Annotated in this window: 24 protein-coding genes; 5 read left to right on the top strand and 19 right to left on the bottom strand. The window is 71.1% G+C overall.

Annotated features, from left to right (window positions below):
• Positions 1 to 12: 12 nt before the first annotated feature.
• The 4 genes from ACIBVP_RS10145 to aspS form a co-directional block, all read right to left on the bottom strand.
• On the bottom strand, positions 13 to 474 hold the full coding sequence (locus tag ACIBVP_RS10145; protein ID WP_396105700.1) for a hypothetical protein: 462 nt from the start codon (positions 472 to 474) through the stop codon (positions 13 to 15).
• A gap of 36 nt (positions 475 to 510) precedes the next feature.
• Positions 511 to 1716 carry a hypothetical protein gene (locus tag ACIBVP_RS10150; protein WP_396105701.1) on the bottom strand — a complete coding sequence of 402 codons (1206 nt, stop codon included), beginning with the start codon at positions 1714 to 1716 and terminating at the stop codon, positions 511 to 513.
• 123 nt (positions 1717 to 1839) lie between these two features.
• Positions 1840 to 2784 carry a DUF389 domain-containing protein gene (locus ACIBVP_RS10155; RefSeq protein WP_396105702.1) on the bottom strand — a complete coding sequence of 315 codons (945 nt, stop codon included), beginning with the start codon at positions 2782 to 2784 and terminating at the stop codon, positions 1840 to 1842.
• A 3-nt stretch (positions 2785 to 2787) separates the two neighbouring features.
• Entirely contained in the window at positions 2788 to 4578 is a 1791-nt protein-coding gene (gene aspS, locus ACIBVP_RS10160; protein WP_396105703.1) for an aspartate--tRNA ligase, read from the bottom strand.
• Between the two features lie 218 nt (positions 4579 to 4796).
• On the opposite strand from aspS, the gene ACIBVP_RS10165 reads away from it, so the two are divergent.
• Positions 4797 to 5792, top strand: a complete 996-nt coding sequence (locus ACIBVP_RS10165; protein WP_396105704.1) for a hypothetical protein — start codon at positions 4797 to 4799, stop codon at positions 5790 to 5792.
• A gap of 6 nt (positions 5793 to 5798) precedes the next feature.
• Here the strand turns inward: ACIBVP_RS10165 and ACIBVP_RS10170 are convergent, their stop codons facing one another.
• From ACIBVP_RS10170 to ACIBVP_RS10180, 3 genes are all read right to left on the bottom strand, one after another.
• Positions 5799 to 6257 carry a dihydrofolate reductase gene (locus ACIBVP_RS10170; protein WP_396105705.1) on the bottom strand — a complete coding sequence of 153 codons (459 nt, stop codon included), beginning with the start codon at positions 6255 to 6257 and terminating at the stop codon, positions 5799 to 5801.
• The gene (locus ACIBVP_RS10175; RefSeq protein ID WP_396105706.1) at positions 6254 to 7051 is read right to left on the bottom strand and encodes a thymidylate synthase; all 798 of its coding nucleotides are present in this window, start codon (positions 7049 to 7051) and stop codon (positions 6254 to 6256) included. The genes ACIBVP_RS10170 and ACIBVP_RS10175 overlap by 4 nt, the downstream gene beginning before the upstream one ends.
• Before the next feature lie 153 nt (positions 7052 to 7204).
• On the bottom strand, positions 7205 to 9130 hold the full coding sequence (locus ACIBVP_RS10180) for an intein-containing Rv2578c family radical SAM protein (RefSeq protein WP_396105707.1): 1926 nt from the start codon (positions 9128 to 9130) through the stop codon (positions 7205 to 7207).
• A 95-nt stretch (positions 9131 to 9225) separates the two neighbouring features.
• On the opposite strand from ACIBVP_RS10180, the gene ACIBVP_RS10185 reads away from it, so the two are divergent.
• Positions 9226 to 9588 carry an MmcQ/YjbR family DNA-binding protein gene (locus ACIBVP_RS10185; protein WP_396105708.1) on the top strand — a complete coding sequence of 121 codons (363 nt, stop codon included), beginning with the start codon at positions 9226 to 9228 and terminating at the stop codon, positions 9586 to 9588.
• On the opposite strand, the gene ACIBVP_RS10190 is transcribed toward ACIBVP_RS10185, so the two are convergent.
• Positions 9547 to 10512, bottom strand: a complete 966-nt coding sequence (locus ACIBVP_RS10190) for an FAD-dependent oxidoreductase (RefSeq protein WP_396105709.1) — start codon at positions 10510 to 10512, stop codon at positions 9547 to 9549. The genes ACIBVP_RS10185 and ACIBVP_RS10190 overlap by 42 nt on opposite strands.
• Before the next feature lie 73 nt (positions 10513 to 10585).
• Complete coding sequence (locus ACIBVP_RS10195) at positions 10586 to 11227, bottom strand: SRPBCC family protein (RefSeq protein ID WP_396105710.1); 642 nt, start codon at positions 11225 to 11227, stop codon at positions 10586 to 10588.
• Positions 11228 to 11312: 85 nt separating this feature from the next.
• Between ACIBVP_RS10195 and pnuC the strand changes: the two genes are divergently transcribed.
• The gene (pnuC, locus tag ACIBVP_RS10200) at positions 11313 to 11948 is read left to right on the top strand and encodes a nicotinamide riboside transporter PnuC (protein WP_396105711.1); all 636 of its coding nucleotides are present in this window, start codon (positions 11313 to 11315) and stop codon (positions 11946 to 11948) included.
• Here the strand turns inward: pnuC and idi are convergent.
• The 6 genes from idi to pqqA form a co-directional block, all read right to left on the bottom strand.
• The gene (idi, locus tag ACIBVP_RS10205; RefSeq protein WP_396105712.1) at positions 11858 to 12448 is read right to left on the bottom strand and encodes an isopentenyl-diphosphate Delta-isomerase; all 591 of its coding nucleotides are present in this window, start codon (positions 12446 to 12448) and stop codon (positions 11858 to 11860) included. The two genes, pnuC and idi, sit on opposite strands and share 91 nt — an antisense overlap.
• A gap of 45 nt (positions 12449 to 12493) precedes the next feature.
• On the bottom strand, positions 12494 to 13357 hold the full coding sequence (gene pqqB, locus ACIBVP_RS10210; RefSeq protein WP_396105713.1) for a pyrroloquinoline quinone biosynthesis protein PqqB: 864 nt from the start codon (positions 13355 to 13357) through the stop codon (positions 12494 to 12496).
• On the bottom strand, positions 13354 to 14439 hold the full coding sequence (gene pqqE / locus ACIBVP_RS10215; protein ID WP_396105714.1) for a pyrroloquinoline quinone biosynthesis protein PqqE: 1086 nt from the start codon (positions 14437 to 14439) through the stop codon (positions 13354 to 13356). The genes pqqB and pqqE overlap by 4 nt, the downstream gene beginning before the upstream one ends.
• Entirely contained in the window at positions 14430 to 14681 is a 252-nt protein-coding gene (gene pqqD, locus ACIBVP_RS10220) for a pyrroloquinoline quinone biosynthesis peptide chaperone PqqD (RefSeq protein ID WP_396105715.1), read from the bottom strand. Before pqqD ends, pqqE begins: the two co-directional genes overlap by 10 nt.
• Positions 14671 to 15363 carry a pyrroloquinoline-quinone synthase PqqC gene (gene pqqC, locus ACIBVP_RS10225; RefSeq protein ID WP_396105716.1) on the bottom strand — a complete coding sequence of 231 codons (693 nt, stop codon included), beginning with the start codon at positions 15361 to 15363 and terminating at the stop codon, positions 14671 to 14673. The genes pqqD and pqqC overlap by 11 nt, the downstream gene beginning before the upstream one ends.
• 85 nt (positions 15364 to 15448) lie before the next feature.
• Positions 15449 to 15547 (bottom strand): pyrroloquinoline quinone precursor peptide PqqA, encoded by a 99-nt coding sequence (gene pqqA, locus ACIBVP_RS10230; protein ID WP_396105717.1) that lies wholly within the window; start codon positions 15545 to 15547, stop codon positions 15449 to 15451.
• Between the two features lie 143 nt (positions 15548 to 15690).
• Here pqqA and ACIBVP_RS10235 point away from each other — a divergent pair, with 143 nt between their 5' ends.
• A complete protein-coding gene (locus ACIBVP_RS10235; protein ID WP_396105718.1) occupies positions 15691 to 16773 on the top strand; it encodes an AAA family ATPase in 1083 nt (360 codons plus the stop codon).
• 12 nt (positions 16774 to 16785) lie between these two features.
• Positions 16786 to 18261, top strand: a complete 1476-nt coding sequence (locus ACIBVP_RS10240; RefSeq protein ID WP_396105719.1) for a YibE/F family protein — start codon at positions 16786 to 16788, stop codon at positions 18259 to 18261.
• Here ACIBVP_RS10240 and ACIBVP_RS10245 read toward each other — a convergent pair.
• The 4 genes from ACIBVP_RS10245 to ACIBVP_RS10260 form a co-directional block, all read right to left on the bottom strand.
• Positions 18218 to 18853, bottom strand: coding sequence for a hypothetical protein (locus ACIBVP_RS10245; protein WP_396105720.1), 636 nt, complete (start codon positions 18851 to 18853; stop codon positions 18218 to 18220). The genes ACIBVP_RS10240 and ACIBVP_RS10245 overlap by 44 nt on opposite strands.
• Before the next feature lies 1 nt (position 18854).
• Positions 18855 to 19550, bottom strand: a complete 696-nt coding sequence (locus ACIBVP_RS10250; RefSeq protein WP_396105722.1) for an MBL fold metallo-hydrolase — start codon at positions 19548 to 19550, stop codon at positions 18855 to 18857.
• A 22-nt stretch (positions 19551 to 19572) separates the two neighbouring features.
• Complete coding sequence (locus ACIBVP_RS10255) at positions 19573 to 20334, bottom strand: GGDEF domain-containing protein (protein ID WP_396105723.1); 762 nt, start codon at positions 20332 to 20334, stop codon at positions 19573 to 19575.
• Between the two features lie 205 nt (positions 20335 to 20539).
• The gene (locus tag ACIBVP_RS10260) at positions 20540 to 21100 is read right to left on the bottom strand and encodes a TIGR00730 family Rossman fold protein (protein ID WP_396105724.1); all 561 of its coding nucleotides are present in this window, start codon (positions 21098 to 21100) and stop codon (positions 20540 to 20542) included.
• Positions 21101 to 21175: the final 75 nt, after the last annotated feature.

A 21175-nucleotide genomic window follows, 5' to 3' on the forward strand; every position in this document is an offset into this window, starting at 1 on the left:
TGGTCGGTGTCGTCACGGCCCGCCGACGGGGCCGTCGGGTAGGACGTCCGCGAGGTAGGCGTCGACGTCGGGGTTCTCCGGCCGCAACCCGTGACGGACCCACGCCGACCGTTCGTGCGCCAGCGCGGGCAGCTCCCACACGCAGCCGATCAGCGGTTCGGTCAGCGGGGTGAAGGCGGTCGGCGCGTCGAGACCCGCGTTGGCGGCACGACAGTGCACGATCTCGCCGTACACCCACGCGTACAGGTTCAGCCAGACCGCGTCGGCTCCCTTGTGCAGCACGGAGAACGCGACGCGCGGTGTCGCGTCGGACGCCGCGGCCGCGGGCAGGAGCTTGGGCAGGTACGCCTCGGCCGCCGCCACCACGGCGGCCTCGACGGGCTGTTCGGTGACCGTCACCAGGTACTGCTTGACGCGCCAGTCCCCCACCGGCACGACGCCCCCGCAGCGGAGGAAACGCTCTGAGAATCCCATGCCGCGCACGGTATCCCCGACCACCGACAAAACGGATCAGCGGCGGAAGGCGGGGTAGACCGCGAGGATCGGGTCGTCGTCGAACCAGCGCTTGCGCAGCCGGTCCCCGACCGCGGCGGCGTGTTCGGCGACCGCGTCCGCACCGGCCAGCAGCGCGTCGTTCGCGAGCCGGCGCCACCGGTCGGTCAGCACGTGGGTCTCGGGCGGGGTGTCCGCCAGCTTCGACGAATGCCCCTGCGCGGCGTGGGGTTGCGAGAAGAACTGCCAGGTGGTCAGCCACACCCAGAACAGCTGCGCGTCCAGCAGCGCGGGCAGCAGCACGCTGTCGTCGTCGAGGTCCGGCCACACGACGCGGACCTCCGCCCGCCAGCCGGCGAGCATCGCGTCGGTCATGCCGTTGGGCAGCGCGAACGGGCACCAGCACGACGGGAACGGCACCCGCAGGTAGGCGGCGTCGAAGATCGCGTTGCGCACGCAGCCGCCCTCGAGGTCGAGGAACCGCACGCCGCGGCTGGTGATCAGGTTGTTGTCCGGGCAGGAGTCGGACGGGCTGAACGCGCGGTGCCTGCCCGTTTCGAGAAGTTCCCGGCTGCGTTCCGCGCACTCGAGGACCGCCACGGACGTCTGCACGCCCAGTTCCTCGGCCAGCAGGCCGGGCAGGTCGTTCAGCGCGGACCCACCGTCGATGGCGAGGGGGTCCTTGAAGTCCGGGACGGTCAACCGCCGCTGCAGCGCGTCGAAGTCGGCTTCGCGGCCCGCGGTGGTGGCGTGCAGCCGGCCGAGCGACCGCGAGTACGACAGCAGCGCCCGTTCAGCGCCCTTCGCGTCGTCGCCGAGCAGCTTCTCCGCGAGCGTCGGCGCCCGGCCGAGATCCTCCAGCACGAGCAGGCGGCTGACCGGGTCGTGCGCGAACAGCTCCGGGCACATCCGGTCCTCGGACGCGAGTGCCGTGAACAGCTGGTAGCTCGCCGCCTCCCGCACGAAGCTGTCGCAGTGCTCGTCGGAGGGCTGCAGGTAGCGCTTGAGCACGAGCGTGCGCGGCAGGGAGAACGGGCTCACCGCCACCCGCACGCGGACCACGCAGGACCGGTTGGAACCGCCGAGGTCCTCCGGCTCCGTCAACCGGATGCGGGCACCGAACCGCCTGCTGAGCACCGCCTCGGCCGCGACCATGGTCGCCAGTACTTCGGGATCCGCATCGCCACCAAGTGTCGGTGGGTCGGCGGCGGTTTCCACACTCATCTCCTCAGACCCTACTCCCGCTCGTACCACCGACCGTAGTCATGTCCATCGATCAAGTAGCCAGGATTCCTCGGATAAATAACGAAAACAGCTTCGTGTCGGGATAGTTTCGGACCAGCGGGTTCAGCCGTTGGACAGTGGCCTGCCCGCGTCCGAGGTGGTCCACGTGGCGCGGCGCACCAGGAGCACCACGGTCGCGGCGAGCACGATGCCGAGGAGGTTGATCGCGAGCTGAACGACCGACTCCGTGGCGCGGCCCCAGTTGCCGAGGATCGCGGCGATGCTCGCGTAACCGGCCGCGGGCACCGTGGTGACGGAGATGAACACGCCGACCAGCGCCGCCGACTTGGCCGACGTCATCGACAGCATGCCCGCGGCGCCCGCGAGGAGCGCCACGATCAGTGACCACGGCCCGACCTCGTAGACGAAATCGACCTGGTGGTCTTCGCCCGCGATGGCACTCGCGTCGAACAGCCCGGCAGCGTTGCCGAGCGCGGTGCCACCGGCTGTGATCAGCATGGCCAGCGGGAACCCCACCACCAGCACCATGGCGGCCCGGCGCACGAGGTCCCAGCGCCGCCGGACCAGCCCGACCGCGACGGCGGCGAGCGGCCCGAACTCGGGCCCGACGACCATCGCGCCCACGATCGTCACCGGCGAGTCGGTGATCACGCCGACGGCCGCGAGCAGGCACGCGATCGACAGGAAGGCCATGAAGGTCGCGTTGAACCGGGACTCCTCGCCGGTCCGCGCGACCAGTTCCTCCCAGACGACCGCGTCGGCGCCGTCACCCGGCGCCTTCTCCTCCGCCTCGTCCGCGGCGTCGGACAACGCGGTGTCGATCTGCTCGAGCGTGATGCCGCCGGAGTGGTCGATCCCCAGCCCGCACAGCGCCGAGATGATCTCGTCCGTGGCCTCGCGGGCGACGTCGGCCTCGATGACGTCGCCCGGCGGCTTCACGGCGGCACCCGGCAGCACCACGACGTGCGCGACGCCAGGGAGCTCGTTCAGCCTGGCGACCACGTCGTCGGTGTGCTCCGGCGGGCAGATGACCCGCAGGTGCAGCACGGGTTATGCCTTCTCGGCCTTGGGCTGCTGGGGCTTGAAGTCCACGCCGGCCTCCTTGCGCTGCTCCGGCGTGATCGGCGCGGGCGCGCTGGTCAGCGGGTCGAAACCGCCGCCGGTCTTCGGGAACGCGATGACGTCGCGCAGCGACGGCTCCCCGGCCAGGAGCATCACGATGCGGTCCCAGCCGAACGCGATGCCGCCGTGCGGGGGCGGGCCGAACTTGAACGCCTCCAGCAGGAAGCCGAACTTCTCCTGGGCGTCCTCCTCGGCGATGCCCATGACCTCGAAGACCCGCTTCTGCACGTCGGCCTGGTGGATACGGATCGACCCGCCGCCGATCTCGTTGCCGTTGCACACGAGGTCGTAGGCGTAGGCCAGCGCGTTGCCCGGGTCCTCCTCGAACCGGTCGATCCAGTCCGGGTTCGGCGAGGTGAACGCGTGGTGCACGGCGGTCCAGCGGCCGCCGCCGACCGCGACGTCACCGGCGCTGCGCGCGGCCTCCGCCTCCTCGAACAGCGGCGCGTCGACGACCCACACGAACGACCAGGCCGACTCGTCGATCAGGCCGAGCCGGTGACCGATCTCGACGCGGGCCGCGCCGAGCAGCGACCGGGCCTCGGCCGGAGTGCTGGCGGCGAAGAAGACGCAGTCGCCCGGGTTGGCGCCGGTGGCCTTGGCCAGGCCCTCGCGCTCGGCCTCGGACAGGTTCTTGGCGACCGGGCCGCCGAGCGTGCCGTCCGCGCCCACCAGGACGTACGCGAGGCCCTTGGCGCCACGCTGCTTGGCCCACTCCTGCCACGCGTCCAGCTGGCGGCGCGGCTGGTCGGCGCCGCCCGGCATGACGACCGCGCCGACGTACGGGGCCTTGAACACCCGGAACGGGGTGTCGGCGAAGTACTCGGTCAGCTCGGTCAGCTCCAGGCCGAACCGCAGGTCGGGCTTGTCCGTGCCGTAGCGGGCCATGGCGTCGGCGTAGGTCATCCGCCGGATCGGCAGCTGGATCTCGTGGTCGGCCAGCTCCTTCCACAGGGCCGCGACGACCTTCTCGCCGAGCGCGATCACGTCGTCCTGCTCGACGAAGCTCATCTCGATGTCGAGCTGGGTGAACTCGGGCTGGCGGTCGGCGCGGAAGTCCTCGTCCCGGTAGCAGCGGGCGATCTGGTAGTACCGCTCCAGGCCGCCGACCATCAGCAGCTGCTTGAACAGCTGCGGCGACTGCGGCAGCGCGTACCAGGAGCCGGGCTGCAGGCGGGCCGGGACCAGGAAGTCGCGGGCGCCCTCCGGGGTGGAGCGGGTGAGCGTCGGGGTCTCGACCTCGACGAACCTGTCGGCGTGCAGGACGTCGCGGGCGATCCGGTTGGCCTCGCTGCGCATGCGCATGGCCCGCGCGGGGCCGCTGCGGCGCAGGTCGAGGTAGCGGTGGCGCAGGCGGACGTCCTCGCCGACGGTGAGGTGCTCGTCGAGCTGGAACGGCAGCGGCGCGGCCTCGCTCAGCACGGTCAGCTCGGTGACCAGGACCTCGACGTCACCGGTGACGATCTCCGGGTTCTCGTTGCCCTCGGGCCGCTTGGCGACCTCGCCGACGACCTTGATGCAGTACTCGGCGCGCAGGCCGTGCGCGCGCTCGGCCATCTCACCCTCGCGGAACACGATCTGCGCGACGCCGGACGCGTCGCGCAGATCGACGAAGATGACCCCACCGTGATCGCGCCGGCGGGCAACCCAGCCGCTCAGCGTGACGGACTGTCCGGCGTGTTCGGCGCGAAGCGTCCCGGCCTCGTGCGTGCGGATCACGGCGTGCTCTCTCCTGTCGAGGGACGATGTGCTGATAGAGACTAGCCAGCGGTGTCGCGGTTCCGTCCAGCAGGTTTGCGGCGCTACGATCACGTTGAGCACCGAAACAGTCACACGTGGATTTAACGTGTCGGCTACCACGGTCGGGCGGCACGTCGTAGGGTGTTGGTTACCAGGTGGTAGGTAGGGACAGCTGGGGAGAACGCGAGGAGACCACGATGGGTGGCGGCGCGACCCGCGAACCAGTTCGAGAGCTGCACCGGACCAGCGAGGTCAGGCGCACGCTCCCCCATCCGGTGGACAACCTCGCGGCCGATGCGTTTCCGACCGCGCTGCGCACCGCGATCCAGGCGAGCGGCCTGAGTCTCGACCGCATCCAGTACCGGCTCCGTGCGCGCGGCGTGTCCGTCAGCGTCACGGCGCTGAGCTACTGGCAGTCGGGGCGGCGCAGGCCGGAACGCGCCGAGTCGCTGGCGGCGCTCGGGCACCTCGAGTCGGTGCTCGGCGTGGCGCCGGGCTCGCTGATCGCCCTGCTCGGCCCGCCCCGGCCGCGAGGCCGCGTGCAACGCGAGTCGTCGCGCGTGCCGATCCCGTCGCTGTTCCCGTCCAGCGAGGCGCTGTCGAAGCTGCTCAAGCGCATCGACTTCACCACGGAGACGGCGCTGACCAAGCTGTCGCAGCACGACCGCATGGACGTCGCCGCCGACTGGGGCGAGAAGCGGATCGCGGTGCGGCAGGTGCTGCGCGCCGAGCGCGACGGCGTCGACCGGACCGTCATGGTGTACGACCTCGAGCGGATCGGCAGGCCGTTCCCGGAGGTCGTGGCCGGTCAGTCGTGCCAGATCGGGCGCGTCGCCCGGGACGAGGACGCGGGCCTGATCGCGGCCGAGATCCTGCTCGACGCACCCCTGGCCCGCGGCGAGACGGCGATCGTCGAGTACGCCCTCAACCACCCGGGTCCGCCGTACTCACGCGGCGACGACAGCTACTGCCGCCGGTTCACCACGCCGGTGCGCGAGTTCGTGCTCGAGATGCAGTTCGATCCCGATGCCCTGCCCGCGTACTGCGAGCTGTACACGGTCAACCCGGAGGAACAGACCACCACGCGGCGCAAGGTCGAGGTCACCCCCAACGGGCAGGCGCACGCCGTGGCGCTCGACTTCGGACCGGGCACGTTCTGCGTGCGCTGGGACTGGCCACGCGACCGCGGCTGAGCCGCCTCAGCCCCAGGTCAGGAACCGGTAGTGCAGGCCGGTCGACGACTCCTGCCACTCCCCGACGGCGTCCGGCGCCCGGCCGACGTCCGGTGCGTGCGTGTCCCCGTCGAAGTGGTCCCGGATCTCGGTGACGACGATCCGGTCCGCGTACGGCAGCGCGGCCTGGTAGACGGCGGCGCCACCGATCACCCAGGCGTCCCCGGTCACCGCGGCCAGTGCCGTCGGCAGATCGGAGAACGTCTCCGCACCCTCCTGAGGTGTGCGTGACAGCACGAGGTTGCGCCGGCCGGGCAGCGGCCGGAACCGCGGCGGCAGCGACTCCCACGTGCGTCGGCCCATGAGCACGGTCGCACCCGAGGTCAGGGCGCGGAAGTGCTTCAGGTCCTCCGGCAGGTGCCACGGCAGGGCGCCGTCCCGGCCGATCACGCCGTTGGCCGACTGGGCCCAGACCAGCCCGATCACACCGCCACCGGCGCCTTGATGCCGGGGTGCGGGTCGTAGCCGTCGAGCGCGAGGTGCTCGTAGGTGTAGTCGAACAGGCTGTCCGCGGGCTTGAGGGCCAGCGTGGGGAACGGCCGGGCGTCGCGGGCGAGCTGTGTGCGGACCTGCTGTTCGTGGTTGTCGTAGATGTGGCAGTCGCCGCCGGTCCAGACGAAGTCACCTGCGTCGAGTCCCACCTGGTCGGCGATCATGTGCGTGAGCAGCGCGTAGCTCGCGATGTTGAACGGCACGCCGAGGAACAGGTCCGCGCTGCGCTGGTACAGCTGGCAGGACAGTCGTCCCTCGGCGACGTAGAACTGGAAGAACGCGTGGCACGGCGGCAGCGCCATCCGCGGAATGTCGGCGACGTTCCAGGCCGAGACGATGATGCGCCGCGAGTCGGGGTTCTCGCGCAGCGTGTGCAGGACCTCGCTGATCTGGTCGATGTGGCCGCCGTCGGGGGTTGGCCAGGAGCGCCACTGGACGCCGTAGACGGGGCCGAGGTCGCCGTTCGGTGCCGCCCACTCGTCCCAGATGGTGACGCCGTTCTCCTGGAGCCAGGTGATGTTGGAGTCGCCGCGCAGGAACCAGAGGAGTTCGTAGGCGATGGAGCGGAAGTGGACCCGTTTCGTGGTGATCAGCGGGAAGCCGTCGGACAGGCGGTAGCGCAGCTGGTGCCCGAAGATCGAGCGGGTGCCCGTGCCTGTGCGGTCCTCCTTGCGGGCGCCCTCGTCGAGCACGTGGCGGAGCAGGTCTTCGTACTGCGTGTCCGGCATGCCAGCGAGCCTAAGGTATGTCCAGGTGATCCGGCCTGCGGCGGCGTTCAGCGTGGCGCTCAGTGACTCTCCGGCGCCTCCTTTCGTCCCCTTGTGGTTTTCGGGACTGGAAAGGAGGTGAGATCATGTCCCTACCTGGCATCCGTCATGTGTTCACAGCAGGGCCAGTTGTTCCTGCCGTACCGGTTCGGTCTTGTTCGCTGCCTCGGTCAGGCTGCCTTCCGGCCATGCCGGTTCTGCCTTGTCCTCCGGCCCTGGGGACTTCGGGGCCAGGCCGTGCTTGCGTAACAGTGGTCCGACCCTCGTGCCCAGCCAGCGGCGGTAGCGCACGTCCGCGTTGCTGCCCTTCGCGTAGAGGCGGCGGTACTTCGGGACCAGCCCTGGGTGTTCGCGCGCCAGCCACTGTGCGAACCATTCCCGTGCGCCCGGGCGTAGATGCAGGGGGATCACCGTCGCACCGTTCGCTCCTGTTTCCGCTATGGCCGCCAGCAACGCGTCCAGTTGTTCTGTCGAGTCGGTCAGGCCGGGGAGCACCGGGGCCACGAACACGCCGCACGGCAGGCCCGCGTCGACGATCCTGCGGACGAGGTCCAGTCTTGCCTGCGGGCTTGCCGTTCCTGGTTCCAGGTTTCGCTGCAGTTCTCGGTCCACCAACGCGATGGACACGCCTACGCCCACCTCCACGTCCTGGCTCACCGCTGACAGGAGTGGTAGGTCCCGGGACAGCACCGTGCCCTTCGTGAGGATGCTGAACGGGGTGCCGCTGTCGGCCAGTGCTCGGATGATGCCCGGCATGAGTCGGTAGCGGCCCTCGGCGCGTTGGTACGGGTCGGTGTTGGTGCCCATCGCGACCGGTTCGCGGGTCCAGCGGGGGGAACGGAGTTGTGCCGCGAGCACCTCAGGGGCGTTGACCTTCACGATGATCTGCGAGTCGAAGTCCTGGCCCGCGTCGAGGTCCAGGTACTCGTGGCTGCGGCGGGCGAAGCAGTTGTGGCTGACGACGCCGTTCGCGATGAAGTCGCCCGTGCCGGTGGTGATGTCGTACAGCGTCAGGTCCAGGCCCAGCGGCTCGATGGTCGCCACCGCCAGGTGTGAGGCGGACCGCAGCGCCACGCCGTTCAGTTCGTCGGTCGTCGTGTGGGCGGGATCGGTCGTGTGCAGGAACCGGAGGTGCTCCCCGAGGCCACCGGTCAGCCGGAAGCGGCACACGCCGCTGCGGTGCCCCGCCTCCTCCACCACGTAGGCGAAGTCGAAGCGGCGCAACGCGGTCACGACCTCCGGCAGCACGGACCGTCCTGTGCGACCGACCCGCAGGTGCCCTCGGGAGAAGTCACCGTCCACATCGAACACACCCGCCAGGTATCCCTTGTGCCACTCCTCGCTCGGCACATCGGGACGGCGTATCGGCAGGCTGATCGACTCCTCCCCGGTCAGGAACTCCCTGGCCCGCTCGAGCACCCGCGGGTCGACCGGCTCGCCGTGCCCCGCGGCGATGCCGGCCAGATAGCCGCACTGGTAGTCCACGCCGCCTTTGGGCGGGGTGGCGAAGTGTCCGGTGCCGACCAGGCGGTCGCCGGGCACGAGGACCCGGCGCTCGTCCGCGCACGCGCCCGCCGCGACGTGCCGCCAGCCGCGGTCGGTGAGGAAGCGGTGGTCGCCGCTGGCGATGAGCTGCGTGCCGTCCCGCAACGTGACGCGGAAGGCGGGCTTGTGCGTGGTCCAGTGCGCGAGCACCCGCGTGGTGACGTACCTGCGCCGGTTGCCGGCCCGTTCCGTGCCGTAGATCCGGTCGCCGACCCGCAGCTCGGACAGCGGCCTGGTGCGGCCGTCGGCCATCAGGATCGGGGTGTCACCCGCGAGGCAGTACCGGCAGGCGTGACTGCATCCCCGGTACGGGTTGACGGTCCAGCTGAACGGCATCCGCGACGGGCCGGGCACCTTGTTCAGCACGGACTTGGCGCGCACCTCGTGGAAGACGACGCCGTTGAACTCGGGCGTGCGCACGCTGCGCACCAGCCCGGGGAGACCGGGCAGTGTCTGCTGGCCGTCGTGGTCGACGCGTTGGCTTTCCCATCGCACGGAGACAGTCGAACACACGTTCGATGCAGTGTCAATTCGAACACATGAGCGGTGTCGGTGTTCGGCTGTCGGTGGTCCGCGCTAGCGTCTTCCGCATGTCCGACAACCGGGTCCGCGAACGGGTCGCCGCCATCGTCGCCGAGCTGCCGGAGGCGACGTGCACCGGCGACCAGCACCTGACGTTGGCCGTGCGCAAGAAGACGTTCGGGTACTTCCTCGACGACCACCACGGCGACGGGATCGTCGGCGTGGCGTTCAAGGCGGCGCCCGGTGAGCAGCAGGCGCTGGTGGAGTCCGACCCCGCGCGGTTCTACGTGCCCGCCTACCTCGGCGCCAAGGGCTGGGCCGCGGTCCGGCTCGACGTGGGCGAGGTCGACTGGGCCGAGCTACGGGAGCTGCTCACCGACGCGTACCGATTACAGGCGCCGCGCAGGCTCGTCGCGCAGCTCGGTGGCTAGCGCGGCGACTTCGCGGGCGCAGCCCCACGAGAGGCTGACGCCGTTGCCGCCGTGCCCGTAGTTGTGGACGCACCAGGCGGTGCCGCGCCGTTCCTTCGCCACCCGCACCGCGGGCCGGTCCGGGCGCAGACCGGTCACGATCTCGATCACCTCCGCGTCCCCCAGGCGTGGTTCCCGTTCGCGGACCCTCGCCAGGATGCGGTCGGTGATCGCCGAGTCCGGCGTGCGGTCCCAGCGGTCCGGGACGCGCACGCCGCCGCACACGACACGGTCGCCGTGCGGGAAGTAGCTGGTCCACTCGTCGGCGGTGGACAGTTCCATGAACAGGAGGTCAAGGCCTGGATTGGTGACAACCACATGCTGCCCGAACACGGGGCGGACACTGTCGTCGCCGAGTTCGCGGGCGCCGAGACCGGTGCAGTTGACGACCAGCGGGGCCTCGCGGGCGGCGTCGTCGAGTGAGGCGACCGTGCCCTGCTCGACCCGCACACCCGCCTCCGCGAGACGGGCGGTCAGGTGGTCGAGGTAGCGGGGCATGTCCGCGAGCGGCATCAGTGCGTGGAAGCCGCCGGCGAAACCGGCCGGGACCTCGTCCGGGGCGCACGCGCGGAGTTCCGGGATCGAGCGGGCCTGCGGCGGCGGCTCACCGGGGGGCATGGTGCTGACGGTCAGGGCGCGCGCCATGCGGACGCCGGAGCGGGGGTCCTCGGCGAGCGCCGTGAAGTCGAGCAGCGACTGGTCGGTCCACGCCATGGTCATGGCCATGGGCTCCTGGAACGACGGGCCCCACAGTGCACCCGCGACCACGGACGTCGTGTCGTGCGGGAGGTCCTTCGCCACCACGCGCACCGGCCAGCCGTCCTCGGCGAGGCAGATGGCGGTGGTCAGGCCGTTGACTCCCGCACCGATGACGAGTGCGTCCATGGCACGCCAGGGTACGAGGCGGCTGTCCACCGAGCCATCCGGCGGGCAGCCGACCCCCCGGCTCCGTGGCGTGTCAGCCCTCGAGTGCGGTCGTGTAGAACGCCGTCACGCGTTCGAACGCGGCGCCGGCGGTCTCCTCGTCCGTGCCCGACGCCACGTGGGCGGCCCGCCACCGCTGCGCGGCGGCCCGCACGAACGCGACGCCCTCCGGCGACACGGACCACGCGTCGGCGTTCTGCGGAGTGACCGCCGGCTCGCCGGGTGCGAGGTGGCCCGCCAGGCCGAGCAGCGCCAGGTCCCAGCCGATGCCGGTGGCGCCCGGGCCGAACTGGGCCCACAGGTCGTCGTCGACGTGGGCGATGTGCTCCAGTTCGAGACGGGTCCCACCCTCGGCCTCCGGTGCGACGCGGACGTCGATCCAGCTGACCATGCCGTTGAACTCCCAGGTGGCGAAGAAGCTCTTCGGCGGGTCGCAGCGCTCGATGGTGCCGCTCGCGTTGCCCTGGAGCTGGTACTTCCCGCCCACTGCGAGGTCGCCGGTGACCGGGAGGAACCACCTCGGGAGGCGGTCGGGGTTGGTGCACGCGTCCCACACGTCCTCGACGTCCGCGTCGTAGGTCTGGCTGATCGTCGAGACGCGCGCCTCCCCCGGGCCGAACACGCGGGTGCCGAGGTCCCGGCGCACCGCGTTGATCTGCTCAGCGAGATCGATCATCGGGGGTCTCCTCTGGTGTCATTGTCGTTCGCGAGCAGCAATGTATCGAGGCTCGCTTATATAAGTCAACACTAAAGGGAGTGGCGTGGACATCGTCGAGATTCTCGGGTTCGTCTCGGGCGCGTTGTGCGTGTGGCTCGTCGCCAGGCAGAACGTCTGGAACTGGCCGATCGGGATCGCCAACAACGTCATGTTCCTGATCCTGTTCTGGACAGCCGGGATCTACGCCGACGCCGGCCTGCAGATCGTCTACATGGGGTTGGCGCTGTACGGGTGGTGGGCCTGGCTGCGCGGCGGCGTGGACCACAGCACGCTGACCGTCACCCGCACGACACGGAGCCAGTGGCTCGTGCTCGGAACCGTCGGCGTGCTCGCGACGGTGGGGCTGACCGTCCTGCTCGACACGGTCACCGACTCGACCGTGCCGTTACCCGACGCGATCACGACCGTGCTGTCGCTGCTCGCGACCTGGGGACAGGCACGCAAGAAGGTCGAGTCGTGGTGGCTGTGGATCACCGCGGACGTCATCTACGTGCCGCTGTACGCCTACAAGGACCTGTGGCTCACAGCCGTCCTGTACGTCGGCTTCCTCGCGCTGTGCGTGCTCGGCCTGCGTAACTGGAGTGCCAGCTACGCCACCGCTCCCCTGGCCGCGGCGGGCAGCCCGGAGTCGTCCGCGACCGGCCAGGTCAAAGGGTCGGAGCCCAGCGCGACCAGCTGATCGACCTGCTCGCGGCACCACGGCGACACCGTCAGCTCGCCGCCGGTCACGAGGCTGGTGAACAGCGGCCACGACATCCAGCCGTACTCGTCGACCTCCAGCGGCGAGAGCACCGGCTGCGTGTCGGTGACCGCGCGGAACACCGGGCACAGCTCGTTCTCGACGACGCCGTTGGCCATCACCGCGCGGTACCGGAACGACGGCAGCAGCAGGTCGACGTCCGGTGCCGCGGGCAGGCCCAGCTCGTCGGCGAGCCTGCGCCGGACCGCGGCCGCGAACGGCTCGGACGGTCCCGGGTGACCGCAGCAGCTGTTGGTCACCACGCCCGGCCACGTCTTCTTCCCGCGTGCCCGCCGTGTCACCAGCAGCTCGCCGCGCGGGTTGAACACGTAGCACGAGAACGCGAGGTGCAGGGGCGTGTCGTGGTGGTGCACCGTCGCCTTGTCGGCGACCCCGATACCGCGCCCCTGCTCGTCGAGCAGGACGACCTGTTCTGTCACGTCACCGATGGTAGCCGTGTCCACGGGTCACCACTCGAGCGTCGCTCAGACCGTGAGCACGTCCCCGTCGAGCGGGACCGCCACCCCGGCGTCCCGCACGGTCGCGTACTCCGGTGACCGGCGGTCCAGCACCGGGTTGGTGTTGTTGAGGTGCGTGTAGCACCACCGGGTGCCGGGATGCTTCGCGATCCGCACGAGGCTGCCGTCCGCACCGTCGATCGGCACGTGCCCCATCGCCCGCTGCGCCGCCGTGGACGTGCCGGTGCCCGACATCTCCGCCTGCGCGAAGAACGTGCCGTCGACCAGCGCGCAGGTGGCGCCGTCGACGAACTCGTCGAACCCGTCGGGCCAGGTGCGCAGGCAGGGCGCGTACACGAGCGCGCCGCCGGTCGCCGGATCCGCGATGCGGTAGGCCACCACCCACGGGCCGGGTTCGGTGGAGGCGGCCGCGTACCGGGGCTTCTTGTCGCTCACCGCGAACGTCGACACGGTCAGCCCGGGGAGGGCGGGGGTGGCGGACCAGTCCCACGAGCCGTAGCCCGCGACGGTGTCCCGGACCGTCCCGAGTGCGGAGAGCACCGCGGGCGGACCGGACACCCGCAGCCCGCCGCCCTCGCGGAGCATGAGCAGCCCCATCGTGTGGTCCAGCTCGGCGTCGGTGAGCAACGCACCCCGCAGCGGTGTGTCCCTCGGGCCCGGCCCCGGCGCGAGCTCGGCCGTCGCCAGCACCTGCGCGCGGACGTCCGGCGACGCGTTGACCAGGTACCAGCCGTCGTCCGCCCGCACGGCGAGGCAGTCCTGCGTCCGCGCGGGCACGTCACCCGCACGGCAGGCCACGCACAACCGGCACGCACAGTTCCACTGCGGGAAGCCGCCACCGGCAGCGGTGCCGAGCACGACCACCCTCATCGCGAGCCCACCGGGCCACGCATGACGAACTCGGTCTGCTCCCCCGGCGAGCGCAGCAGCAGGTCGACCACCCCGCGGTCCGGCGAGCGCGAGCACACCGGGTCGGTCGCGGCGGCGTCGCCGAGCAGCTGGAACGCCTGGCAGCGGCAGCCACCGAAGTCCACCGACCGGCGGTCGCACGTCCGGCACGGCTCGCGCATCCAGTCCTCGCCGCGGTAGGCGTTGAACGACTCCGAGTCGTACCAGATCTCCCGCAGCGACCGGGTCCGCACGTTCTCGACCGGCAGCGTCGTGATCGCCGACGCAGCGGGGCACGGCAGCACGTCGCCGTTGGGCGCCACGGTCAGCTGCCGCGCGCCCCACCCGTACATGCAGGGCTTCGGGTACTTCTCGTAGTAGTCCGCGACCACGTACACGATCTCCATCGTGCCGCGCAGCCGCTCCGACTCGGCCCGCACGACGGGCTCCGCCGCCGCGAGCTGCGCCGGGGTCGGCATGAGCGCGGCCCGGTTGCGCAGGGCCCAGCCGTAGTACTGCGTGTTGGCCAGCTCCAGCCGGTCGGCCCCCATCCGCTCGGCGAGCGCGATGAGCGCGCCGACGTCGTGGTTGGCCTTGTGCAGCACCACGTTCACGGTCAGCGGCAGGTCGGCGTCCTTGATCAGTGCGGCGGCGGCGAGCTTGTGCGTGTGCGCGCGGGCGCCCGCGACGCGGTCGGCACTCGCGGCGTCTGAGCCCTGCACGGACAGCTGGACGTGGGCGAGGCCGCGGTCGACGAGGTCGGTCAGCCGGTCCTTGGTCAGGCCCAGCCCGCTGGTGACGAGGTTGACGTAGCAGCCGAGGTCGGTGGCGTGCGTGACCAGCGTCGGCAGGTCGGAGCGGGCCAGTGGCTCGCCGCCGGACAGGTGGACCTGCAGCACCCCGATGTCGCGGGCCTGGTCGAACACGGACAGCCAGTCGTAGGTGGTCAGCTCGTCGGCGCGCGTGACCAGCTCGACCGGGTTGGAGCAGTACGGGCAGTGCAGCGGGCAGCGGTGCGTCAGCTCGGCGAGCATGCCCAGCGGCGGCGCGACGGTCACGTCCATTCCACTACCCTCCGCTCGGAGAACCGGGTCAGCACGTCGATCACGTCCTCGGCACGCACGCCGCGGAACCGCGAGCCGAGCGCGGTCGCGATCTCCTCCACTGTGGACTGCCCGTCGCAGAGCGACAGGACCGCCGCCGCGGTCGCGTTGGGCACCAGCACACCTTCCGGGAACAGGAGCACGTGCGTGTCCCGTGTCTTGTCGAAGGTGAGCCGGACTCCCTTGCGCAGCTTAGGTTTCACGAGCCGCTCGTTCGATGGCGTCCAACATGGACCACAGCACGTCGCACTTGAACGACAGCGCGGCGACCGCGGCGTCCTGCTGCTCGCCGGTGACGCAGTGGCGCACCACGATGTCCAACGTGGACTTGCCCTCGCCGGAGACCGCCTCGATGCGGTTCGTGAAGTACGCGAGGTCGGCGCGGGAGATCCACTCGTAGCGCGCCAGCATGTCCGCGACACGGCGCTGCATGAGGTGCCCGGAGAACATCTCGGTGAGCCCCGACGCCACGGCCTCGAGCCACGGCCGGGTGCGCGCGAAGGTCACGTACGCGTCGACGGCGAAGCGGACGCCGGGCACGACGTGGCGCTCGTCCAGCACCTCCGCACGCGTGAGCCCCACGGCCTCGCACAGCCGCAGCCAGCGCTCGCGACCGCTGTCGAGATCGTCATCGGAGTGGCCGTCGTGGTAGACGATCCGGTCGAGCCACGCGCGGCGGATCTCGGGTAACGGGCAGTTGGCGATGATCGCCGCGTCCTTCTGGGGCAGCACGCACTGGTAGTACCAGCGGTTCGCGGCCCAGGCCCGCAGCTCGTCGCGGGACAGCTCACCCGCGTGCATGCGCTGGTGGAACGGGTGCGTACCCCAGTAGCGACCGGAAAGGGCGCGGAGCTCGGCGACGAACTCCTCGGCGGAGCGGATCACAGGGACACCTTCCGAGAGAACTGCCCGGCGCGGACGCTTCCGACGAGAAGCAGCCGCGCCGGGGAAACCCAGATCAACCGCGTGGTCAGTCCTCCATACGCGCCGCGTAGGCGGTGACCTCCATCGGCGTCTCGTACTCGACGAAGTCCGGAGTGGTCCAGACCTCCAACTCGATGGCGTCCATACGTCCTCCACGTGCCGTGCGAACAATCCGGGCGTCCCCAGCGTAACCGGATGTGACAGATGCCAATACCGCAAGGCAAGCGGTTTCCGCTGGTTCCCGACGGTGCCGCGACCGGGCCACGACCGGTACGGCACGATTGCCGCATGTTCGCGCACGCGCTGGTCCTCGGCAAGTTCTACCCGCCGCACGCCGGTCACCACCGGCTGGTCAGGGCCGCAGCGGCCGCCGCGGCGCGCACGACGGTCGCCGTGCTCGCCGCCTCCGTCGAGTCGATCCCGCTCGCCGACCGGGTGCGCTGGCTCGCCGAGGAGCACGCCGCCGACGCCGGGGTCGCGATCGTCGGCGACGTCGACGATCACCCGATCGATTTCCACGACGACGCCGTGTGGGAGCTGCACGTCGGCATCGTCAAGGCGGTACTCGCCCGTCGCGCGATGCGGGACGGCGACCCCGCGGCCGCGCCCGTCGACGCCGTGTTCTCGAGCGAGGACTACGGCGCCGAGCTCGCGGGCAGGCTCGGCGCCAAGCACGTGTCGCTCGACCCGGACCGCACGGTCGTGCCCGTGTCCGGCACGGCGGTCAGGGCCGACACGCCGGGCCACTGGGACCAGCTCGCGCCCGCCACCCGGGCCGGACTGTGCGCGCGGGTGGTCGTGGTCGGCGCCGAGTCGACCGGCACCACCACGCTCAGCAGGGCGCTCGCCGACCACTACCGCGCCGAATGGGTCGCCGAGGAGGGCCGCAGGCACACCGAGGACAAGTTCGTCGCCGCCACCGCGCTCGCCGGCGGCGTGCCGCCCAGGCTGGACGACCTGGTGTGGACCGTCGGCGACTTCGTGGACGTGGCGCGGCGGCAGGCCGAGGAGGAGGACGCGGCGGCCAGGCGCGGCGGCCCGCTGCTCGTGTGCGACAACGACGCGTGGGCCGCGACCGTGTGGTGCGAACGGTACCTCGGCGCGAGCCACCCGGACGTCGCGACCGCGCGGAGACCCGCGCTGTACCTGCTCACCGACCACGTCGGCGTGCCGTTCGAGCAGGACGGCTGGCGCGACGGCGAGCACCGGCGGGAGTGGATGACGGGGCGGTTCGAGGAGTTGCTCGCCGCGCGGGGCGTGCCGTGGCGCAAGGTCACCGGCACCCACGACGAACGGCTGCGGCAGGCCGTCGCCGCGTGTGACGACCTGCGCGCGCGGCACTTCCGGTTCAACGACCCGCTGACCGCCTGAGAGACTGCGCGGGTGTACGAGGGCGAGACCGAACCGATCCCCCGGATCACGGCGCGCGGGCGCCGAGACGAACCGGACGACGAGCACGAGCCTGCCGGGCATGGTCACGGGCACGGCCACGGTCACACCCCGCCACCACCCGCGTCCCGCCGCGTGCGCACGATCATCGCGGCCCTGTTGGTCCCCTTCGCGCTCGCCGCGGTCGTCGGGGTCGTCCTGCTGTACCCGTTCGGCCCGGCGCCGGACACCAACGGTGGCGGCGGCACGCCCGTGAAGGGCGTCGTCACGGCCACGGCCACCGGCGCCTGCAACGGCGAGGTGCAGGTCGGCGCGCCCGACGACGGGCCGAAGTGCGTCGTCGTGGACGTCCGCATGACCGACGGGCCCGCGCCGGACCAGCAGATCCGCACGATCGTCCCGCTCGAACCGACCACACCGAGGTTCGCCGCCGACGACGAGGTCGTCCTGTCCTACGGCGGCGGCGACCCGACCAACGGCCAGTCCTACCAGCTGGTCGACTTCCAGCGCGGTGTTCCGCTCGCGCTGCTGGCGGCGTTGTTCGCGGTCGCCGTCCTGGTGCTCGGCCGCTGGCAGGGCCTCAAGGCGCTCGGCGCGCTCGTCATCAGCTTCCTCGTGCTCGTGTTCTTCGTGCTCCCCGCGATCACCGGCGGGGAGAGCCCGCTGCTGGTGGCGATCGTCGGCGCGGGCGTGATCATGTTCGCGGTCCTGTACCTGACGCACGGGCTGTCCGCGCGGACGTCGACGGCCGTGCTCGGCACCATGGTCAGCCTCACGCTGATCGGTGTGCTCGGCGCGCTGTGGGCCGCGTTCGCGAAGCTCACCGGCATCGACGAGGACACCTCGACGCTGATCGCGGTGCTGAACCAGCCGATCGACACGCGGGGGCTGTTGCTCGCGGGCGTCGTGATCGGCGCGCTCGGCGTGCTCGACGACGTGACGGTGACGCAGACCAGCGCCGTGTGGGAGCTGCGGGCGGCGAACCCGTCGCTGTCGCGGCGGCAGCTGTACGCCTCGGCGCTGCGGATCGGCCGCGACCACGTGGCGTCGGCGGTGAACACGCTGGTCATGGCGTACGCGGGCGCCGCGCTGCCGCTGCTGCTCTACTCGTCGGTGTCCGGGGTGGGCATCGGCACGATCGTCTCGTCGCAGTCGATCGCGCAGGAGATCGTGCGGACGCTAGTCGGCAGCATCGGCATCGTCGCGGCCGTGCCCGCGACCACCGCGCTCGCGGCGGCCGTGGCCGTGCAGGAGCCACCGGCCCGGGAACCGGAGCGGCCGAAGACACCGGCACCGGACGACCGGGAGCGGACCGGCGAGCGGCGACCCGAGAAGCGGCCCGCCCAGGCTGGTGCGAGGCGGGAACCGGCGGCACCGGGACGACGCGTGCCCGACGGCGGACGGCGGCGGGCCGCGCCGGGGCCGGTCAGTCGAGGCTCGCGACGAACCGGGTCACCGCCTCCGGCGTGAGCCGCTGGGCGAGCTTGCCCGTCGGTGCGAGCGCGGCGAGCTGGTACAGCGGGCGGTCGGCGGCCACGTCACCCTTGGCCTCCGCCCGCAGCTGTGCCACGAGGAGCTGGGAGAACACCAGCCCGGACGTGTTCTCGCTGCGGGCCAGCACGTCGGCGAGCCCGCGCAGCACGAGGATGCCCAGTTCGCGTCCGCCGGCGCCGGAGTAGACCGCCAGCGCCAGGTTGATCGACTTGCGGCCGCCCGTGAACAGCAGGCCGACGGTCCGCGTGCCGCGGATGTCGGTCACCATCAGCTCGATCTTGTCCACGCGCACCAGGTCGACCGACTTGCGGCCGAGTGCCTTCGACACCACCAGGTCGCCCTCGAGCGTGAGCTTGCGCCTGCCGGACACCCAGGCGAGGAACGTGAGCAGCACGATCACGACCGCGGCCGTGACCAACGCCGGGGTCTGGCCCGCGAACAGGGCCACGATCCCGCCGATCGCCGCGCCGAACACGAGCGCGACGCCGAACGACACGCAGCCGCGCCGCCGGGCACTGGACACCTCGGCGAGGTCGAGCGGGATGGGCCCGCTGATGCCGTCCACCACGTCAGATGCCCCGCGTCGGACCGGCGGCGGTGGGGTCCAGCTCCAGCAGGAACGGGTTGCTCGCGCGTTCGCGGCCGATGGTCGTGCTGCCGCCGTGGCCGGGCAGCACCACCGTGTCGTCGGCGAGCGGGAGGATCTTCGTGCGCAGCGTCTCCGTCATCGTGCGCATGTCGCCGCCCGGCAGGTCGGTGCGGCCGATCGAGCCCGCGAACAACGTGTCGCCCGCGAACATCACGCGTCCGCCCTCGTCCAGCGCGGTGTGGAACACCACCGAACCCCGGGTGTGGCCGGGAGTGTGGTCGACGGTGAGCCGCAGACCGGCGAGGTCCAGCTCGGCGCCGTCGGTCAGTTCCCGCACCTCGGCGGGCTCACGCATCTCCAGCTTGCCGCCGAAGAACGCGGAGCCCTGCGTGGACAGGCCCTTCATGGGGTCGCTGAGCATCCCGCGGTCCTCGGGGTGGATCCACGCGGCGATGTCGTTGCCGTCGCAGATCGGCGTCACCGAGAAGACGTGGTCGAAGTGGCCGTGCGTGCACAGCGCCGCGACCGGCGAGAGCCGGTACTCGCGCAGCGCCTCGGCGACCGGTTCGACGGCGTCCTGCCCCGGGTCGACGATCACGCACGGCTCGCCCTCACCCGCCGCGACGAGATAACAGTTGGCCTGGAACGCACCCGTGGGAAATCCGACAACCAGCACGGGCCGAACCTACAGGAGGTGTTCAGACTGACCTGAGGCGACGGAAACGGGCCCACGTAGCCATTCGCTTGGTCGCCTGGCTCGGTGACTCGGCGGTGGCGCTCACGTCCATGTTCGCCACGCAGATCCGGTCCCGGCCGTGGCGCTTGGCCGCGCGCAGCGACACGTCGGCGTCCAGCATCAGGTCCTCGAGGTCCAGCTCGACCAGGTCGCCGATGCCGTAGGTCGCGACGCCGATCGACGCGGTCTGGCCCTCGATGGTGGTGGTCAGCTCGCGCGTCACCTTGGCGGTGACCGACATGCCGTTGATGCCCGCGCGGATGTGCTCGGCGACCGCCAGCGCGGCCTCCAGCTCCGAGGCGGGCAGCAACACCAGGAACTCGTCGCCTGCCGAGCCGCCGTAGCGGCAGGCCAGGTCGCCGTCGCGGGTGCACTCGCGGATGACGTCGGCGACCCCGCGCAGCACCGCGTCCCCGGCGAGGTGCCCGTAGCTGTCGTTGACGTCCTTGAAGCGGTCCAGGTCGATCATGATCAGCGCGACCGACTCGCCGCGGACCCTGGACTGCGCAACCGTCTCGGCCGCGACCTCGTCCCAGTGCCAGCGCTCGATCAGGCCGGTCGGCGGGTCGGTCATCAGCTGGCCGCACGAGTCGCAGCGACGCCGTGCCGCCGGCACGGACTGCAGCGGCCGCTCCCCCGACCTCGGCGCCACGATCTCCGGATGCTGGTGCTCGGCGTGTGCCGCGTCCGCTCCCTCGCCGGCTCCCGCCCTTGCCGTGTGCATGCTGTCTCCCCTGTCAGTCGCACCCGTGGATGAGGTGTCTGGCCGGGAATACCCCCGATCGACGCATCGTCAACACTCCTCACCGGCCGTTACCGCCAACTATGGGGAGTCACGTGGCGGTTGCACAGTGTTGACGTGTTGAGCAATCCAGGAAACACCGAATGGGCGAGTCACGGTACGCGGTTGGCGATCACAACCAGTGACATCAAGTCCACTTTGTCCGGGGCGGGCGGTAGTCGACGAACCGTTCGAGCGCCTCGGTCACCTCCGTGGTGACGATGAGCATCCTCCGAAAGTCGTCCGCAAGGAAGCCCTCGGCGGACATGTTCTCCAGAAATCTCATCATCGGCTGCCAGTAGCCACCCACGTCCAGCAGCGCGATCGGCTTGCTGTGCAGGCCCAGCTGCGCCCACGTGAACACCTCGAACAGCTCCTCCAGCGTGCCCGCGCCGCCGGGCAGCGTGAGGTAGCCGTCGGCCAGCTCGGACATCGCCGCCTTGCGTTCGTGCAGGTCCGCGACGACCTTCAGGGTCGTGAGCCCGGCATGGGCGACCTCGCGGTCGACGAGGCTCCTCGGGATCACGCCGTGGGCCTTGCCACCCGCGGCGAGCACCGCGTCGGCGAGGACGCCCATGGTGCCCACGCTCGCGCCGCCGTAGACCAGCTCGATGCCCCGCTCGGCGAACACGCGGCCCACGTGCCGGGCCGCGTCCCGGTAGGCCTCGCCCTTGCCTGGTGATGATCCGCAGAAAACACACACGCGCACGGCCAGACCCTACTTTGGGTACCGATCTTGGTCACCCGGTCTGGCTTTACCTCGGGGTCGTCTGGTTGAGTGCCA

Source organism: Actinophytocola sp. NPDC049390 (genome assembly GCF_044466355.1).
Lineage (GTDB): Bacteria > Actinomycetota > Actinomycetes > Mycobacteriales > Pseudonocardiaceae > Actinophytocola.

Bases quoted from the DNA above. Each gene is read 5' to 3' on its own strand.
- ACIBVP_RS10145 (WP_396105700.1), bottom strand. From the start codon at position 474: ATGGGATTCTCAGAGCGTTTCCTCCGCTGCGGGGGCGTCGTGCCGGTG.
- ACIBVP_RS10150 (WP_396105701.1), bottom strand. From the start codon at position 1,716: ATGAGTGTGGAAACCGCCGCCGACCCACCGACACTTGGTGGCGATGCG.
- ACIBVP_RS10165 (WP_396105704.1), top strand. From the start codon at position 4,797: ATGGGTGGCGGCGCGACCCGCGAACCAGTTCGAGAGCTGCACCGGACC.
- ACIBVP_RS10175 (WP_396105706.1), bottom strand. From the start codon at position 7,051: ATGCCGGACACGCAGTACGAAGACCTGCTCCGCCACGTGCTCGACGAG.
- ACIBVP_RS10185 (WP_396105708.1), top strand. From the start codon at position 9,226: ATGTCCGACAACCGGGTCCGCGAACGGGTCGCCGCCATCGTCGCCGAG.
- ACIBVP_RS10190 (WP_396105709.1), bottom strand. From the start codon at position 10,512: ATGGACGCACTCGTCATCGGTGCGGGAGTCAACGGCCTGACCACCGCC.
- ACIBVP_RS10195 (WP_396105710.1), bottom strand. From the start codon at position 11,227: ATGATCGATCTCGCTGAGCAGATCAACGCGGTGCGCCGGGACCTCGGC.
- pqqB (WP_396105713.1), bottom strand. From the start codon at position 13,357: ATGAGGGTGGTCGTGCTCGGCACCGCTGCCGGTGGCGGCTTCCCGCAG.
- pqqE (WP_396105714.1), bottom strand. From the start codon at position 14,439: ATGGACGTGACCGTCGCGCCGCCGCTGGGCATGCTCGCCGAGCTGACG.
- pqqA (WP_396105717.1), bottom strand. From the start codon at position 15,547: ATGGACGCCATCGAGTTGGAGGTCTGGACCACTCCGGACTTCGTCGAG.
- ACIBVP_RS10235 (WP_396105718.1), top strand. From the start codon at position 15,691: ATGTTCGCGCACGCGCTGGTCCTCGGCAAGTTCTACCCGCCGCACGCC.
- ACIBVP_RS10255 (WP_396105723.1), bottom strand. From the start codon at position 20,334: ATGCACACGGCAAGGGCGGGAGCCGGCGAGGGAGCGGACGCGGCACAC.